A 17,868-nucleotide genomic window follows, 5' to 3' on the forward strand; every position below is an offset into this window, starting at 1 on the left:
AACAAACCTAACATGTGTTAAAAAAAGTACTCTTTTTCCTTTTGGCCCAACTTGTTTTCTTTGCCGTCCAAGGGCAAGGAGAGGCCACCAATTGGTATTTTGGAAATGGAGCAGGCATACAGTTTAACAATGATGGCAGTGTCACTGCATTAACAGATGGTCTACTTAATACAGTTGAGGGGTGCGCCAGCATTTCGGATGCAGATGGAAACCTTTTATTTTATACGGACGGTATAACCGTGTACGACCGCACCCACGGTATTATGCAAAATGGAACAGGTTTATATGGTGATCCTTCCAGTACACAAGCTGCGATTATTGTTCCAAAACCAGAAGACCCCAACATACAATATATTTTTACCGTGGATACGGCAATTTCTAGAGAGGATATAGATAGAGGGCTTAGCTATTCCGTAATAGATTTATCCTTAAATGCGGGTAATGGCGCAGTAATACAAAAGAATATTAAACTTTTGGATGATTGTTCGGAAAAAATAACCGCCGTAGTAAAAAACTGTTTTGATCAATCCATTTGGGTAGTTACATTGGCATCAGAAAACGGGCTGCCCGACCAACCCTTTAATACATACCATGCCTTTGAAGTAAATACCACGGGAGTTCAAAAAACATCTGTAAAAACTACGTTTGAGGATTTAGAGATAAATGACCCAAGGGGTTATTTAAAATTTTCGGCAGATGGTTCCAAGCTTGTTAGTGCAAATTCAGGTTCGGGTCTTTTTATCTATGACTTTGATCCTGATACGGGTTTAATAACCAATCAAGAAACTATAACCATAAGCTCTTCCGACCAATTTGCATATGGGGTGGAGTTTTCTCCAAACCAACAATTCATATATATTTTGGCATCAAATAATCAAGCACCGGGTGAAACTAACAACCACAAAGCCTCCCTGCTTCAATATGATATAACATCTACAGACATCTCTGCCACAGAAGTAATTTTGGATATTAGAAATCTGTACAGGGGAGCATTACAATTGGGGGAAAATGGTAAAATATACAGAACAATAGCATCAGACTATTTTTCTGGCTCGCCGTATTTGGGAGTCATAAACAATCCGAACGAAAAAGGGACTGCCTCGAATTATGTGCACAATGCCATTTTTTTGGAAGGAAGAAATGGCACCCAAGGCCTACCTCCCTTTATACAATCATTTTTCGATAAAATTGATTTGGTAAAAAATACGGACGGGACAAAATCCAGTTTAATAGAAATATGTGTTAATCAACCTTTTAATCTGGAAGCGGATTTTATTCCAGGGGCAGTATACAAATGGGAAAAGGATGGAATCCCATTTACAAATTCCTCCAATACTTTTGAAATCCCAAGTGCTACGTTGGATGATACAGGTCGTTACCGATTAGAAATAATTCTACCCAACCCTGATGAATGTACAATAATAGGGGAATCCACAATCCACATAAACCCGCTTCCTCCAACGGAAACACTGTCATTGATTCAATGTGATTTGGATAGCGATACAAATGATGGACTAACTGCATTTAACCTTAACGAACTATCGTTAAATTCTGAATTCAATTATACATTTTACGAATCTATCTCCGATATGAACAGTGATTTACCCATTACTGACAATACCAACTTTTTAAATACAAATCCTTTTAATGAAACTATATACTATAGGGTATCCAATAGTGCTGGGTGTACTGATGTTGGGCAATTGGAACTAGAAGTACAATCAATAAATTTAAGTACTTCAGCACCCTATATATTTGAGACATGTGATGAGGACATAAACGATTCTGTGTTGGATGGTTTCTTTAATTTGGATGAAATAAGACCATTTGTGAATACAGTCTTGGATGTTCGTTTTTATGCATCGATAGATGATGCGAGAATTGAAGTAAACTCCCTAATGGGAACAATTAGGACCGAAAGCACTACTCTTTATGCAAGAATTGAAAATGAAGGACTGTGTGAAGATGTTGTAAAAGTGGAATTGCTAGTGAACCCTAAACCTTTTATAGATTTTGACTCTACATTTTTGTGGTGTACAGATGCTACTGCAATGGAATTGATTGCTCCATCTGGTTTTGATTCCTATAGGTGGCTAAAACAAGAGGCAGGCGTAAATAATGAAGTTAGTACAAATCAAAATGTTTTTATTGCTTCCATTGGGAATTATATTTTAGAGGTTGGATATAGTTATGATACAAGCGCTGGAACTTTGTTATGTACTTCAGAAAAAGTTTTCACAATAGCTCCTTCCAATATTGCAGTTATAGAGGATGTTGTTATAGAGGATGTATCAGACAACAATTTGGTTAAAGTATTGGTAACAGGAGATGGCCTTTATGAATACTCATTGGATGGAGAAACTTACCAAGATTCCAATCTATTTGAAAATGTTCTTCCTGGTTTTGCAACACTCTACGTAAGGGATAAAAATGGTTGTGGCATAACAGATAAAATAATTTCTGTGGTTGGTTATCCCAAATTTTTTACGCCAAATAATGATGGTGTAAACGACTTTTGGCAAGTAAAAGGAATAAATGGGCAATTTCAAAATGGAAGTCTCATTTCTGTCTACGATAGGTACGGGAAAATTTTGGCTCAAATAAGCCCAACAGATAAGGGATGGGATGGCTCATACAATGGAAAAGCACTCCCTTCAACCAATTATTGGTTTAAGGTTATTTTGGAAGATGGAAGAGTCTTTCAAGGGCCTTTTGCTTTAAAGAGATAAATGCTCCTTTTTTAAATTTAACAGCCATTTTAATCAATTCACCTCCTCTATTATTAAAGAAAAGGGATTTATAGTATCTTGTAATGTTTGATTGTCTTTCCAATGCAAAAAAAACTGCTATATCTCTTTTTAACCCTTATCTGTTCCTTAGGTTATGGACAAGAATGCCCATCTCTTATAAGCCCTCCAAATGGGTCCTTACAAGTTCCTGTATTTAACAATATTTCTTGGGAGCCAGTAGCTGGGGTCACCGGTTATATTATCTCATTGGGAACTACCCCAGGGGGCACGGAAATTGTCAATGAGCAATCTGTAGGAAGCACAAATTCATATCAACCACCTTTGGGGTTACCGGAGAATACCGAAATCTTTGTTACCATTACCCTATTCTTTTTTGACCAACCCGATATTGTATGTCCCAGCCAAAGTTTTATAACGGAAACCATTGACCAAGCTCCCCTCTGTACCAGTTTAAGCAATCCTATAAATGGCTCTGTAAATATAAATCCTTCCACTAATTTAACATGGGATTATGCATATAGCGCACAGGGATATAGAATTACTTTGGGAACAACACCAGCTGGTGGAGACATATTAAACGACTTTGATGTAGGAAATGTTTTATCTTATAATCCACCAACCGACTTACCTCCTAATACTCAAATTTATGTTGAAATAACACCCTATAATAGTATTGGAGCGACCAGTTGTTCCGCGGCAAGTTTCGCAACTAGTACTGAGGCTATTTTACCGAATTGTGCCACAATGATCTCTCCTTTAAATGGTGCCATAAATGTTCCATTAACACCATTTCTGGAATGGACAGAGATTCCCGGAGCAATAGGATACCATGTATCCATTGGTTCATCTCCCTTTATATCTGATGTTTTGGACAATGTTACTTTTTCCGCCAATTCTACTTTTGTGTTAAACTTTGAACCCAATCGTACTTTTTTTATCACCATAGTACCATTTAATTCAGCTGGTGAAGCTATTGGTTGTAGTCAAGAATCATTTTCCACCGTATTGGGATGTGGTCCCTATTATGATGCCGCTACTGGTGAGCTTATCACTAGAAATCCAGAAATAAATTTTCCCGATACAATTTCATTTTGTCAAAGTGAAACCCCATTTGTAATTTACTCACCTGATACGGCAGATGGATATAGGTGGTACAAATTGGATGATTTTGGAAATGAAACCCTAATTTCTGAAAACAAGGAAGTATCCCTCACAGAAAAGGGACAGTATCGTTATGAGGCTTATAACGTAATTTCTCAGTCAGCTAATACTATTGAGTGCCCAAGCTCTAAAGAATTCTCAGTTATTTCTTCAGAAATTGCAACCATAACATCCATGAATATTACTGGACCATCCAACAATTTTACAATAACAGTAGAGACAACTGGGAGTGGGGATTATGAGTATGCGTTGAATAATATAAACGGGCCCTATCAAGATAGTAATGTTTTTGGCCCCGTACCCTTAGATTCTAATTATACAGTTTATGTACGGGATAAAAATGGGTGTGGCATTGCCGAGAAAAATATTGAACAAGATTTAACTTTGGAAGGTTTTCCAAAGTTCTTTTCTCCCAACGGAGATGGTATTAATGATTTTTGGCAATATATCGCTCCTCCAATTACCAATGAACTTACCATTGATACTATTTATATTTTTGATCGGTTTGGTAATTTTTTAGTCGAAATTGATACCGAATCACAAGGGTGGGATGGTATGCACAAAGGAAAGGCTCTTCCTGCTTCAAGTTATTGGTTTAAGGTTGTTTTGGAAGATGGAAAACCATTGCAGGGACCTTTTGCTTTAAAAAGATAATATCCATTGTTTTGTATTGAACAAACTTGAACATTATTTCTTACTTGGAATTAGGTAGTCATTTATTATATTTATTGGTCATTATACTATTGATTTTCAATACATTGATACTCATGAAAATAAAAACTATTATATCAGCCTTTAGTTTTATCATCTGTTTTACAGGATGTAGCGATCGTTTTTTAAGTGCTCAAGACAATCCTGTGAACACCTCCCAAATAAGCCTTGCTGATACCAAAAAAGCTTTCTCCGAGCTGCCATTTAAGACAGGTATTAATGATTTTAAATTGAACGCCCCAAATAATAAAACATGGGAGTTTAGGGTTATTGTTCCAGAAATTATGGAAAATGAAATGGTACCACTATTTGTTAATCTTCATTGGAGTGCAAGTGCCAAGGACCCCAACATTCATAAATTGACAGATTGTTATATTGAACCTGCTTTGGAAAATACCAATGCATACATTTTAAGTCCAAACTCTCAAGGTCTGTTATGGTATAATCCGGCAAATGAAACCCAAGTGGTCAATTTGGTGAATTTTGCATTGGAAAATTTAAATATAGAACCTGAGAAAGTAGTAATTCTTGGCTATAGTGATGGTGGTAACGGAAGTTGGTTTTTTTCTGAAACACACCCCGAGCTTTTTTCTGCAAGTATTCCCATGGCCAGTGCGTATTCCCCTACCTATAACAGCAACGGAGAAATTCAAAAAATTGACATGCCCCTATATGTTATACACGGTGAGAATGATGAACTTTTCCCCTTAATCAACACCAAAGTATTGGTAGAGCAATCTATAAATGCCGGGAACCAAATAGAGTTTGTAATTGCACCTGGATTAAGTCATTTTGTGGCCTGTGATTATTTGCCCTATCTCCAAGATGCTGTTGAATGGGTAAAAACTTCTGTTTGGTAATGAAATAGTATTACACAATAGTCATCTATATTCTTTACAATCTTTTTTTATACCATTTGTCCCATGTATTATTATAAAAGACAGATTTATAGTATCTTACCTTGTTAGTTTTTTAAATGAGAAAAAGAGCACTCTATTTTTTATTGTCAATAATAGGATATATATCCTACGGACAAACATGCCCTTCGCTAACTTATCCACCAAATGGTTCAACGGACATACCCGTGGATGCCACCCTTTCTTGGCCGGCAGTAAATGGAATTTCTGGACTTGTAATTTCTTTGGGAACTACTCCAGATGGTATTGACATACTTAATAGAAGAACCTCCGGTCCAATTAATTCCTATAAACCAGAAGTTGGACTACCAGAAAATACCCTGATATATGTAAGTATAATTTTGTTTGTACCTAATGAACCTCCCATTATTTGCGATTCTCAAAGTTTTTATACTGGCGATGTTACAACACCACCCCCTTGCACCCAACTTAATGAACCTGTCGACAATCAAACTACAGTAGATGTAGGTACAAAAATAGAATGGGACTATGCCTCTACTGCTACGGGCTACAGACTATCCATAGGGACAACTCCAAGTGGCACAGAAATACTAAACAACCAAGATGTTGGCAATGTTTTATCATATGGCCCTCCTTCTAATCTACCATTGGATACAACAATATATGTACAGATTGTTCCTTATAATGAAAATGGGGATACTGGCCCGTGTATCGAAGAAAGTTTTACCACAGGTGTAGTGGCTGCCAGCTGTTTTCAACCTCCAATTAACATTCCAGATTATGTAAGCATATGCGAAGACAGTTTACCAACAACGTTATTTGGCAACAGATTGGCAGATGGGCATAGATGGTATAAATTAAATGATGATGGTACAGAAATTTTACTTTCAGAAGAAAATGCCGTTCCTATTTCACAAATTGGACAATACAAATATGAAGTCTACAATTCCTATCAAATAGATTGTATTAATTCCAAAACATTCAATGTAAGGTTATCCGAAAAACCAATTATTAGGGAAGTACAGGTAAGCCAAGAATCTGGAGAGATGAGAATAGCCGTTCAAGTGGATGGAAATGGTGATTATGAATACGCTTTGAACATAAACGGACCCTACCAGAACAGTTCCATTTTCAACAATCTTCCCCTAAATGAACATACTATACATGTAAGGGATAAAAATGGCTGTGGTATGCATGAAAAAAAAGTAGAACGAGATTTAACCACAGAGGACTTTCCAAAATTCTTTACTCCCAATGGCGATGGAATCAATGATTTTTGGCAGTTTATCCATCCAAAGGAAATTGGGGAGGTAAGTGTTAATATTATCCGCATTTTTGATAGATATGGTAATTTCTTGGCCCAGATTGACCCTAACTCACAGGGATGGGATGGGAACTTAAACGGAAGTCCTCTACCTCCATCCAGTTATTGGTTCAATGCCATCTCATTAAAAAAACAAGAGATACAGGGTTATTTTGTATTAAAACGTTGACAATTTATTTCTTTCTCATCATTTCAAACCCAACGCCTTTTGTAAATTTATGGCATGAAATTTAAGATTGTATCAGAATTTAATCCTACTGGCGACCAACCTGAAGCCATTAAACAATTGACAGAAGGTATTGAGGCTTCTGAAAAGTACCAGACGCTTTTGGGAGTAACAGGTTCTGGTAAAACTTTTACCGTGGCCAATGTCATTGAGCAGGTTCAAAAGCCAACACTTATTTTGGCTCATAACAAAACTTTGGCTGCACAATTATATTCTGAATTCAAGCAATTTTTTCCCGAGAACGCTGTGGAATATTTTGTATCCTATTATGATTATTACCAGCCGGAGGCCTATATACCTACCTCTGGAACATATATAGAAAAAGACCTTTCAATTAACGAGGATATAGAAAAGTTGCGTCTTAGTGCCACCTCTTCCCTACTCTCTGGTAGAAGGGATGTTCTGGTTGTTGCATCGGTTTCCTGTTTATATGGTATTGGAAACCCTGTAGAATTTCAAAAAAATGTTATTTCTATTCAAAAAGACCAAGTAATCTCCCGTACCAAATTCTTACATCAATTGGTGCAAAGCCTATATTCCAGAACAACTATGGACTTTAGAAATGGAAATTTTAGGGTAAAGGGCGATGTGGTCGATGTTTTTCCAAGCTATGCGGACCATGCCTTTAGAATTCACTTTTTTGGAGATGAAATTGAAGAAATAGAAGCTTTTGATCCTTTCAACAATAAAGTTTTGGAAATCTATGAAAATCTAAATATCTATCCTGCCAATATGTTTGTAACGTCACCAGATGTATTACAGAATGCAATCCATCAAATTCAAGATGATTTAATGCTCCAAGTTGGATATTTTAAAGAAATAGGAAAGCATTTGGAAGCAAAAAGGTTGGAAGAACGTACCAATTTTGATTTGGAAATGATTAGAGAACTTGGGTATTGTTCTGGCATAGAAAATTACTCTAGATATTTGGATGGGCGTGAAGCCGGTACTCGCCCTTTTTGCCTATTGGATTATTTCCCCAATGATTATTTAATGGTCATTGATGAAAGTCATGTGACCATTCCACAGGTACATGCCATGTATGGTGGTGACCGTTCCAGAAAAGAAAATCTGGTAGAGTTTGGTTTTAGATTGCCCGCCGCAATGGATAACCGTCCTTTAAAGTTTGAGGAGTTTGAGGCAATACAAAACCAAGTGCTTTTTGTTAGTGCCACTCCTGCAGATTATGAGCTTCAACTGAGCCAAGGTGTATATGTTGAACAGGTAATTCGTCCAACTGGATTGTTGGACCCTATTATTGAGATACGTCCCAGTCTAAACCAAATAGATGACTTGATAGAGGAAATTCAACAACGGGTTGAGAAAGATGAGCGTACCTTGGTCACTACCCTTACCAAGAGAATGGCGGAAGAATTGGCCAAATATCTGACCAGAATAAGTGTTAGATGCCGTTACATCCACAGTGATGTGGACACCTTGGAACGTGTTGAAATAATGCAGGATTTAAGAAAAGGAATTTTTGACGTACTCATTGGTGTAAATTTATTACGAGAAGGACTGGATTTACCAGAAGTGTCCCTAGTTGCCATTTTAGATGCCGATAAAGAAGGGTTTTTACGAAGTGCCCGTTCCCTTACCCAAACTGTCGGAAGAGCTGCTAGAAATCTAAACGGTAAAGCCATAATGTATGCAGATAAAATTACCAAAAGCATGCAGATAACAATTGATGAAACCAATTATAGGAGGGAGAAGCAAATTGCTTATAACCTGGAGCATAATATTACGCCCAAAGCTCTAAACAAGAGTTTGGATAGTACATTGACCAAAAACTCTGTTTCTGCCTATCATTTTGAAAAGGAAGAATTGCGAGCGGCAGAGCCAGATTTGGAATACTTAACCAAAGAACAGCGAGAAAAAATGATTCGTGGAAAGCGTAAAGAAATGGAAAAAGCGGCTAAAGAGTTAAATTTTATAGAAGCTGCAAAATTAAGGGATGAAATAAAAGTGCTTCAAAAACAAAAATAAAAAGAAAAGTGCCCTAAAATATTAGAGCACTTTTCCAACCAACCAACTAAACTAACCAACCATTATGAAAACCCTAAGTAGGGTTGCATAAATTTTTTTAAGCAATTTCAATTAATCTTTTAGGCTTTGGCAAAGCCTCTTCTTTTTTTGGAATTGACAATGTTAACACACCATTTACATAGGATGCATCAATTTTATTGGATTCAACACTTTCTGGCAAAGTAAATGCCCTCTTAAATGATGTATATGAAAATTCTCTTCTGGTAAAATTCTCCTCAGTTGTCTCATCTTCAGACTTTGTTTCAGAAGATATTGTCAAAACATCGTTATCAACCTCTACTTTAAAATCCTCTTTTGTTCTTCCAGGAACGGCCAACTCCAATTCAAAATTGGCTTCATTTTCTTTAATATTTACTGCTGGAAGGTTATACAAGGGCTTGTCAAGGCCACCAAACCAATCTGGTGCAAGAAAATCATTAACAAATGATGGCAACATTACATTGTTTCTTTTTACTAAACTCATGACTCTATATGTTTTAATTAGACTTTGTTTCGACTAGGTATAGTCAAATGGTGTACCAATTAAAAAATAGCGTCAAAATGGCGTGTTTTGGAATTTTAATACTGACAAGTTGTCAATTTCGCTGTGTGTTAATTGTAATATGCCTTAAAAATATCGATCAAGACATTGGGTGGGACCACTTTATTGGGGTAGTTGTGCATTACAATAAGCACTTGGTCTATAGCAGAGGGTGGCAAGCCCATTTTTAATCCAATACTATGAAGCTTATTGGTTTCTGACATACTTTGAACACTGTCCACATTCATCAACAAAACCAATCTATGAAACTGTAGAATACGTTCTGCATGGGATTTGGGAACTACTGCATCCACCTTTTTATTAAAAAGAGAATCAAATTCCTGTTTTTCTACACCTAAATTGGAAGCCACGCCCAAAAGAAAATTGTATTCCGAGTCTTCCATAACCTTATCCAATTTGGCAAAAGCTATCATTTCAGATAAAATACTAAGTTTCTCCTTATGCGTACTCATAGGTTTTTAAAGTTCAGGTCATAAAAAAGGGGATATTATATTAACTAAAAAAAAACAGTTTTAGTATGATAATACCCCATAATATATAGGTTTATTATCTTAACTTGCCAAAAAAATCATCCATGACCAACAATGATATTTTAAAGAAATTAAGAGTTGCCCTTATGCTTAGGGATGATGAAATAGTGGATATTTTAAAACTGGTGGATTTTAAAGTTTCCAAAAGTGAACTAGGTGCCTTTTTTAGGAATGAAGACCATCCAAAATATGTAGCCTGTGGAGATCAAATATTAAGAAACTTTTTAAATGGACTGGTAATACATCTTAGGGGAACCAAGGAAAACCCAAAAATCCCAAAAGAGGTTTTATATAAAAGAAACCAATCTAAAGAAACGCCAAAAAAAACATTTGCCCCCAAGAAAAAGAAAAGTCCTGATATTTCCTACGTGAAATATAAGAACAAAAAAAAATCCTGACCCATTACATATAGAGTCAGGATTTTAGAACAAAATCGATTTTTTAAGCTTTAATTCGAACGGGAATGGTGTAGATTTTACCTTCTTTAAAATTATCCAATTCCACTTTTTGATAATTTAATTTACTCTTCACAAAGCCTTCCAAGCTGTTATTCTCCGTATCCACGGACATAACCACTATTTCTCCTTCGTTATTGATTGTAAAACGAATTTGAGCAGTCAACTCATCATAGTCTTGCTCTAGAACAATTTTGTTATCGTTCAACATTTCAGCAATTTGAGTTGACAATTTTTTAGAAGGTTCAACTTTTGTAAAATCGTTGGCAAAAAGATTTCCTGCAGTAAGTAGCATTGCAGCTACTAAAACTAAACTAATTTTTCTCATGATGTTTTTGTTTAATGATTGATAATAATTGATGATATATATAAAAAGACGCTTAAAAATTATTAATGTTACATCCAAAATAGGTTTTAACATTTATTTAATCAATTTCCGACCCCTTTCCTACACAAAATTAATAGCAATTCACCACAAAAAATCATAATAAAACAAGCTTAACGATTCTATAAAATGAGCAACAATTAGGAAACATAAAAAAGGCCAGTATTTACAAAATACTGACCTTAATTAAATTTTATAATGATGTTTAAATCTAGCTCAAAACTTCCTTTACTTTATCGGCAGCTTCTTGGAACTGCACTGCAGAATGTACAGCCAAACCAGAACTATCAATTATTTCCTTCGCAAGTTCTGCATTAGTTCCTTGTAAACGAACTATTATTGGCACTTTTATGGCATCTCCCATGTTTTTATAAGCATCTACCACTCCTTGGGCAACACGATCACAACGAACGATTCCTCCAAAAATATTGATTAAGATAGCCTTGACCGCTGGGTCCTTTAAAATAATTCTAAAGGCCTCTTCTACCCTTTTCGCATCAGCGGTACCACCAACATCCAAAAAGTTAGCTGGTTCACCACCTGCCATTTTAATTAAATCCATAGTTGCCATGGCCAAGCCAGCACCATTTACCATACAACCAACATTGCCATCCAAATCCACATAATTAAGCCCTACCGCTCTTGCTTCTACCTCAATGGCATTTTCTTCTCGCAAATCCCTCATTTCTGCATATGCCTTTCTTCTGTACAATGCATTATCATCTATGGATACTTTGGCATCTACCGCCATTATTTTATTATCGGATGTCTTTAACACAGGGTTTATTTCAAACATATTGGAATCACTCTCAACATAAGCCTTGTACAAAGAAGTCACAAACTTGGTCATTTCTTTAAAAGCAGTTCCGGACAACCCCAAGTTAAAAGCAATTTTTCTGGCCTGGAAAGGTAAAATGCCTGTAGAAGGGTCTATTTCTTCAGTATATATTAAATGTGGAGTTTTTTCAGCTACTTCCTCAATATCCATACCTCCTTCAGTAGAATACATTACCATATTTCTTCCCGTCCCCCTATTCAAGAGAACCGACATATAAAATTCTGAAGTTTCACTATCGCCCGGATAATAAACATCTTCTGCAACCAAAACTTGGTGCACTTTTTTACCTTCAGCAGAAGTTTGTGGAGTTATTAAATTCATTCCAATAATACTACCTGCCAATTCTTCAACCTCTTGCAAATTTTTAGCTAGTTTTACTCCTCCGCCCTTTCCACGACCTCCAGCATGAACCTGAGCCTTGATTACGTGCCATCCCGTACCCGTTTCCTGGGTCAATTGTTTGGCAGCATCCACAGCCTCTTTAGCATTGTGGGCAACAATTCCTTTTTGGATTCTTACTCCAAAACTCGCCAATATTTCTTTTCCTTGATATTCGTGAAGGTTCATATGTAAAAAATGTCTTTAGATTCGATAGCAAAAATAGGAAACCCATATCATTTACCCTAATGAAATACCAACCTAAAAAAGTCCGAAAACCATATAGTTGTTTTATTTTTAACAAATTGTTTTATTTTTAATATTGTACCCGTTTTTTTTGCCCATATTGCCCAAGTAGCCTAGATTTGCTTAAAATGATGAAGCTATGAAAACTACCGATTTACTTAAAATCGCGAAGACCTACGGAGATCCTGTCTATGTATATGATTCAGAAAAAATAATTTCACAGTTCAATAGGCTTACAAATGCCTTTAGTGGTGTAAAAAAATTAAAATTGAATTATGCCGCTAAAGCCCTTTCCAATATCAATATCCTAAGATTAATGAACAGCTTGGGAAGTGGCTTGGACACTGTTTCCATACAGGAAGTAAAATTGGGGCTTTTGGCCGGGTTTAAACCCGAAACCATCATATTCACACCTAATGGTGTCTCCTTGGAGGAAATAGAAGAAGCATCCGCTCTCGGTGTTCGCATCAATATAGACAACCTATCTGTTTTGGAACAATTTGGGAGCAAACATCCAAATGTACCCGTTTGTATTAGAATTAACCCACATGTAATGGCCGGTGGAAATAGTAAGATATCTGTGGGCCATATTGATTCCAAATTCGGTATCAGTATTCATCAAATTCCACATTTATTGAGAATTGTGGAACTGACTAAAATGAACATCAATGGAATTCATATGCACACTGGAAGTGATATTTTGGATATTGATGTTTTCCTTTATGCCTCAGAAATTCTTTTTGAAACCGCCAAAAATTTCAAAGACTTAAAATTTATAGATTTTGGAAGTGGTTTTAAAGTACCCTATAAAAAAGGGGATATAGAGACCAATGTCGAGGAATTGGGTAAAAAATTGGGAAGCAGGTTCAATGAATTCTGCAAAGAGTATGGAAGAGAGCTTACTTTGGCATTTGAGCCAGGTAAATTTTTGGTAAGTGAAGCTGGTTTCTTTTTGGCAAAAGTAAATGTGGTAAAACAAACTACCTCAACCGTTTTTGCAAGCATTGACTCTGGCTTTAACCATTTAATACGCCCCATGTTTTATGGCGCATCGCATCAAATAGAGAATATTTCCAATCTGGAAGGCAGGGAACGTTATTATTCAGTCGTTGGATATATCTGCGAGACTGATACATTTGCAAGCAACAAAAGAATAAATGAGATATCTGAAGGTGATATCCTCTGTTTCAAAAATGCCGGCGCCTACTGTTTTACAATGGCAAGCAACTATAACTCAAGATTTAGACCACCAGAGGTTTTATGGCACAATGGAAAAGCTATTCTGATTAGGGAACGTGAAAATTTTGATGACTTAATTAAAAACCAAGTTGATGTAAAAAATCTTTTTGCACCAAAAAAGGAAAAAGCAGCAGTTAAATAAATTACACTACCTCATTGGGTTAGTTTAGAAATCGAAATAGATTAGAAGGGCAGATTTTAAAATAAATCTGCCCTTTTTTCGTTAAATTTGGTATAGTTGTTGGACTAACTGACAGAAAATAATTGATATGAAAATTACTCGCCCAATATACAAAACCACTTTCTTGGCCTTTTTCATAGGTTTCTTAACTCTGAGTTTGAGTGCCCAAGAAGTACAATGGCTTACATGGGATGAGGCCGCAACCTTGGCCCAAACGGACAAAAAACCAAAAAAAATATTTATTGATGTTTATACCGATTGGTGCGGATGGTGCAAAAAGATGGATAAGGACACGTTCCAAAATGCAGAGGTAGCCGCCTATATGCAAGAGAATTTTTATATGGTAAAAATGGATGGCGAAGGCAAAGAACCAATTGAATACAAAGGAAAAACCTTTAATTTTGTCCCTTCTGGAAGACGTGGATACCATGAGTTCGCTGCAGCTTTGATGCAGGGCAGAATGAGTTATCCCACTGTTATCTTTTTAGATGAAAAATTGGATATGCTATCCCCAGTTCCTGGCTACCAAAAACCACAACCGTTTCTTAAAATAGCCAAGTATTTTGGTGATAACATCTACAAAGAGAAGGATTGGAAAAGTTATGATGCCCAGGGAAAATAACACTATTTTCCACCCAAGTTTTTAAGTAATATAGCAGTTTCCGCAAATTCCGTTTCTTCCGCCATAACCAAAGGCGTTTGACCGTCCTCTGTTTTAGCATGTATATTGGCACCATTATCAATTAATAACTGAATTAACTGATTTTGTCCATTATGCGCTGCGGAATGTATAGGTGTAACTCCTTTCATTTGTTTGGCATTGACATCCGCCCCACCTTCAATCAGGAGTTTCACAATTTCTAAATTGGATATTGCACATGCCGAATGGATAGGTGCTACTTTAAATGTATTGTTGGCCGCAACATTGGGATTTGCTCCCTTTTCCAGCAAAAACTTAACAACTGGAATTTGACCAAAAAATGAAGCAAGCCCCAAAGGGGTAAATCCATCAGGGGAAAACGAATTGAGAAGCGATGAATCTGTATTGATAAAATTGGAAACAAGTGACAAATCCCCAATACCGATTGCCTCATAAACACTTAGGTTTTTTTTGTACTTTCTTAAGACTTCTACCGCCCCATTGTTCCTATAATAGATAGCCAATTGAAGAATGGAAATACCCTGCTCCGTATCTTCCTTGGCCAATTCTGGGTTTTTTGACAATATATCCTCCAACCCTTCCGAACCTCCAGATTTTATTATTTCTACAATACTAGCCAGTGAATCCATAACCATCTGTTTAACAATTTAATACCCTGTAAGATACTTATTTTGGAGAAAAAAACAGCCCCAATTTCATATGACTATGAGATTGGGGCTATTACAAATAATTTTTGTCCTCTACCTACTATAGTTCGGGGACTCTTTGGTAATATGTACATCGTGCGGGTGGCTTTCATTAATACCACTAGCAGTGATTTTAACAAATCTTCCGATGTCTTGCAAAGATGCAACATCCTTTGCTCCACAATACCCCATACCAGCACGCAACCCTCCAACAAATTGATGAATACTTTCATATAATTCACCCTTGTATGGAACGCGCCCTACAATACCCTCTGGCACCAATTTTTTAATATCATCCTCAACATCTTGAAAATATCGGTCTTTACTACCTTCTTTCATAGCCTCAACAGAGCCCATTCCACGGTACGACTTAAATTTTCTTCCTTCATAAATAATAGTCTCTCCTGGAGATTCTTTTGTGCCCGCCAATAATGACCCAAGCATTACTGTATCTGCACCAGCAGCAATTGCTTTTGGAATATCACCCGTATAGCGGATTCCTCCATCCGCAATTACAGGCACACCACTCCCTTTTATCGCAGCCGCCACTTCTAGAACTGCAGAAAATTGAGGAAAACCAACACCGGCCACCACTCTCGTTGTGCAAATGGAACCAGGGCCTATACCCACCTTTACAGCATCTGCACCCGCTTCTACCAAATATTTGGCCGCAGTACCTGTAGCAATATTTCCAACAATTACATCTAAATCTGGAAATTGCTTTTTAACTTCTTTTAAAACAGTGACTACCCCTTGTGTATGACCATGTGCTGTATCTATAACTACAGCATCCACTCCTGCATTCACCAAAGCCTCCGCCCTTTCCACGGCATCACCCGTAACACCAATTGCCGCTGCTACACGCAACCGGCCATATTGATCTTTGCTGGCTATAGGTTTTAAAGTAAGTTTGGTGATGTCCCTAAAGGTAATAAGACCTACAAGATTATAATCCTTATCTACTACTGGAAGCTTTTCAATTTTCTTCTCCTGAAGAATATCCTCTGCTTCAGCCAAAGATGTTCCTTCTGCTGCCGTAACCAAGTTCTTTGAGGTCATTACCTCTGAAATAGGTCGTTCATTATTTTTTTCAAAACGTAAATCCCTGTTGGTAACAATTCCCAGAAGCTTTCCTTTGTCGTCCACAATCGGAATTCCTCCTATACTATGTTCCTTCATACTGGCTTTTGCATCGCGTACAAAAGAATTTAAAGGCAAGGTAACAGGATCCAGAATCATACCACTTTCAGCCCTTTTAACCTTCCGGACCTTTATCGCTTGTTGCTCAATGGTCATATTCTTGTGCAATACCCCAATACCACCTTCCTGGGCAATGGCAATAGCCATTCGAGATTCTGTAACGGTATCCATGGCCGCTGAAACAATGGGCACATTGATAGTTATATTCCGCGTAAATTTTGCTTGAATGTTGACTTCTCTTGGGAGGACTTCTGAATAGGCGGGCACTAAAAGTACATCATCATAAGTTAGTCCTTCGCCAACAATTTTTTCTAGGTGAGCTTCCATAGCAATTAAAGATTAATTGCGTGCAAATATACTACATTTAAAGCAACCTTTTGCACTGTATTTTACAACTTAACGGAAGCTTGTTTTTTCATTAACTGAAAAAAAACCAACAAGACAGAAGCAGTAAAGGTGAGGGTCATTAAAATTCCTGAAAAAACAACAACATACTTCATCCACAAAATTCCGGTCCACATAAGATATATTCCACCAAAAGTTAGGATTACCGATAAAAAAGGCTCTATGGTAAGGAATAGTTTCAATTTTTTTGACGCTTTGGTCATCCATACCAATCCGCCCAACAAAAAGAAAATAAAAGACATTGACAGTATATGTGTGTGCACAATAGTGAGCATTTCCCTTTCACCCTTCTTAAATTTCATGACTTCGGCCTCTTCATCTTCTTCATTTCCCAAATAATTTTCCTCTATGCCAGAAGGAGAATTAGAGCTGGTCTCGTTGACAAACAAAAGTCCTGTGTAAAAACCAATAGATAGAATAAGGACAAAGGCCCCAATGAATATTTTTATTTCCTTTGGAAAAGTTAATAGCAAGCCATTATACTCCATTATAAAATCTTATTTGTTTGCAGTATGCCAATTGTCTGCAACAATTTATCAATAGAATTTGTCATAGACCGAACGGATATAGTGGCGCCAGAAATGGCATCTATATTAGTTTTGTGACTTACCCTATCTTTTCCGGTCTTACCTATAAATTGTCGCAGCCATCTTTTACTCCCTATTTCCCCTCCATATTCCTCTCTATACACTAATACCTTACTATGTATTACTTTTAGTTTGGTATCAAAAACGACAAGATAATCAAATTGGGCTGTTTTACTGGGAGCCTGGTCTACAAAAACATAACCCAACGATTGTTCATCCAAAAGAATCTTAAATAAATTAGCATTGGAAATCTTTGAGGGCAATTCAGCATTTAGTTCATCCGAAACTTGCACTGAAATCATTGAAAATTGTTCTACTTCAAAAACCTTTTGCAGTTCTTTTTCTACTTTTTTCTGAAGATTTTTGGGCAAACCAAATCCAACCAAAACAAAGGCCAGTAAAAAAAGAATTGCTATGAAAGGTTTCTTATACAAAATCAT

At 36.7% G+C, this 17,868-nt stretch carries 16 protein-coding genes; 8 read left to right on the forward strand and 8 right to left on the reverse strand.

Annotation, left to right across the window (positions count from 1 at the left end):
* Nucleotides 1-14: 14 nt before the first annotated feature.
* The 5 genes from GGR42_RS14445 to uvrB all read left to right on the forward strand — a co-directional run bounded on the left by GGR42_RS14445 (nucleotide 15) and on the right by uvrB (nucleotide 9,036).
* Nucleotides 15-2,729: a T9SS type B sorting domain-containing protein gene (locus tag GGR42_RS14445; RefSeq protein ID WP_167965470.1), complete on the forward strand. Its 2,715-nt coding sequence runs from the start codon at nucleotides 15-17 to the stop codon at nucleotides 2,727-2,729.
* A gap of 102 nt (nucleotides 2,730-2,831) precedes the next feature.
* Nucleotides 2,832-4,565 (forward strand): T9SS type B sorting domain-containing protein, encoded by a 1,734-nt coding sequence (locus tag GGR42_RS14450; RefSeq protein WP_167965472.1) that lies wholly within the window; start codon nucleotides 2,832-2,834, stop codon nucleotides 4,563-4,565.
* 113 nt (nucleotides 4,566-4,678) lie between these two features.
* Complete coding sequence (locus tag GGR42_RS14455) at nucleotides 4,679-5,482, forward strand: dienelactone hydrolase family protein (RefSeq protein ID WP_167965475.1); 804 nt, start codon at nucleotides 4,679-4,681, stop codon at nucleotides 5,480-5,482.
* 116 nt (nucleotides 5,483-5,598) lie between these two features.
* Nucleotides 5,599-6,993, forward strand: coding sequence for a T9SS type B sorting domain-containing protein (locus tag GGR42_RS14460; protein WP_167965477.1), 1,395 nt, complete (start codon nucleotides 5,599-5,601; stop codon nucleotides 6,991-6,993).
* Nucleotides 6,994-7,047: 54 nt separating this feature from the next.
* The gene (gene uvrB, locus GGR42_RS14465; RefSeq protein ID WP_167965479.1) at nucleotides 7,048-9,036 is read left to right on the forward strand and encodes an excinuclease ABC subunit UvrB; all 1,989 of its coding nucleotides are present in this window, start codon (nucleotides 7,048-7,050) and stop codon (nucleotides 9,034-9,036) included.
* A 97-nt stretch (nucleotides 9,037-9,133) separates the two neighbouring features.
* Here the strand turns inward: uvrB and GGR42_RS14470 are convergent, their stop codons facing one another.
* Nucleotides 9,134-9,559, reverse strand: a complete 426-nt coding sequence (locus GGR42_RS14470; protein WP_167965481.1) for an Hsp20/alpha crystallin family protein — start codon at nucleotides 9,557-9,559, stop codon at nucleotides 9,134-9,136.
* A gap of 128 nt (nucleotides 9,560-9,687) precedes the next feature.
* Entirely contained in the window at nucleotides 9,688-10,089 is a 402-nt protein-coding gene (locus GGR42_RS14475; protein ID WP_167965483.1) for a TerB family tellurite resistance protein, read from the reverse strand.
* 122 nt (nucleotides 10,090-10,211) lie between these two features.
* Between GGR42_RS14475 and GGR42_RS14480 the strand changes: the two genes are divergently transcribed.
* Nucleotides 10,212-10,565, forward strand: coding sequence for a DUF1456 family protein (locus GGR42_RS14480; RefSeq protein WP_167965485.1), 354 nt, complete (start codon nucleotides 10,212-10,214; stop codon nucleotides 10,563-10,565).
* 43 nt (nucleotides 10,566-10,608) lie between these two features.
* On the opposite strand, the gene GGR42_RS14485 is transcribed toward GGR42_RS14480, so the two are convergent.
* Nucleotides 10,609-10,950, reverse strand: coding sequence for a hypothetical protein (locus tag GGR42_RS14485; RefSeq protein ID WP_167965487.1), 342 nt, complete (start codon nucleotides 10,948-10,950; stop codon nucleotides 10,609-10,611).
* A 268-nt stretch (nucleotides 10,951-11,218) separates the two neighbouring features.
* A complete protein-coding gene (sucC, locus tag GGR42_RS14490) occupies nucleotides 11,219-12,412 on the reverse strand; it encodes an ADP-forming succinate--CoA ligase subunit beta (RefSeq protein ID WP_167965489.1) in 1,194 nt (397 codons plus the stop codon).
* 196 nt (nucleotides 12,413-12,608) lie between these two features.
* Here sucC and lysA point away from each other — a divergent pair, with 196 nt between their 5' ends.
* Nucleotides 12,609-13,850, forward strand: coding sequence for a diaminopimelate decarboxylase (gene lysA / locus GGR42_RS14495; RefSeq protein WP_167965491.1), 1,242 nt, complete (start codon nucleotides 12,609-12,611; stop codon nucleotides 13,848-13,850).
* A gap of 127 nt (nucleotides 13,851-13,977) precedes the next feature.
* Nucleotides 13,978-14,511, forward strand: a complete 534-nt coding sequence (locus tag GGR42_RS14500; protein ID WP_167965493.1) for a thioredoxin family protein — start codon at nucleotides 13,978-13,980, stop codon at nucleotides 14,509-14,511.
* Nucleotides 14,512-14,513: 2 nt separating this feature from the next.
* On the opposite strand, the gene GGR42_RS14505 is transcribed toward GGR42_RS14500, so the two are convergent.
* The 4 genes from GGR42_RS14505 to GGR42_RS14520 all read right to left on the reverse strand — a co-directional run bounded on the left by GGR42_RS14505 (nucleotide 14,514) and on the right by GGR42_RS14520 (nucleotide 17,868).
* Complete coding sequence (locus GGR42_RS14505; RefSeq protein WP_167965495.1) at nucleotides 14,514-15,179, reverse strand: ankyrin repeat domain-containing protein; 666 nt, start codon at nucleotides 15,177-15,179, stop codon at nucleotides 14,514-14,516.
* Nucleotides 15,180-15,290: 111 nt separating this feature from the next.
* On the reverse strand, nucleotides 15,291-16,763 hold the full coding sequence (gene guaB, locus GGR42_RS14510; protein ID WP_167965497.1) for an IMP dehydrogenase: 1,473 nt from the start codon (nucleotides 16,761-16,763) through the stop codon (nucleotides 15,291-15,293).
* Nucleotides 16,764-16,825: 62 nt separating this feature from the next.
* The gene (locus GGR42_RS14515) at nucleotides 16,826-17,329 is read right to left on the reverse strand and encodes a hypothetical protein (RefSeq protein WP_167965499.1); all 504 of its coding nucleotides are present in this window, start codon (nucleotides 17,327-17,329) and stop codon (nucleotides 16,826-16,828) included.
* Nucleotides 17,329-17,868, reverse strand: a complete 540-nt coding sequence (locus tag GGR42_RS14520; protein WP_167965501.1) for an FMN-binding protein — start codon at nucleotides 17,866-17,868, stop codon at nucleotides 17,329-17,331. Before GGR42_RS14520 ends, GGR42_RS14515 begins: the two co-directional genes overlap by 1 nt.

The sequence above is a fragment of the Saonia flava genome (assembly GCF_011927795.1).
Taxonomy (GTDB): Bacteria; Bacteroidota; Bacteroidia; order Flavobacteriales; family Flavobacteriaceae; genus Saonia; species Saonia flava.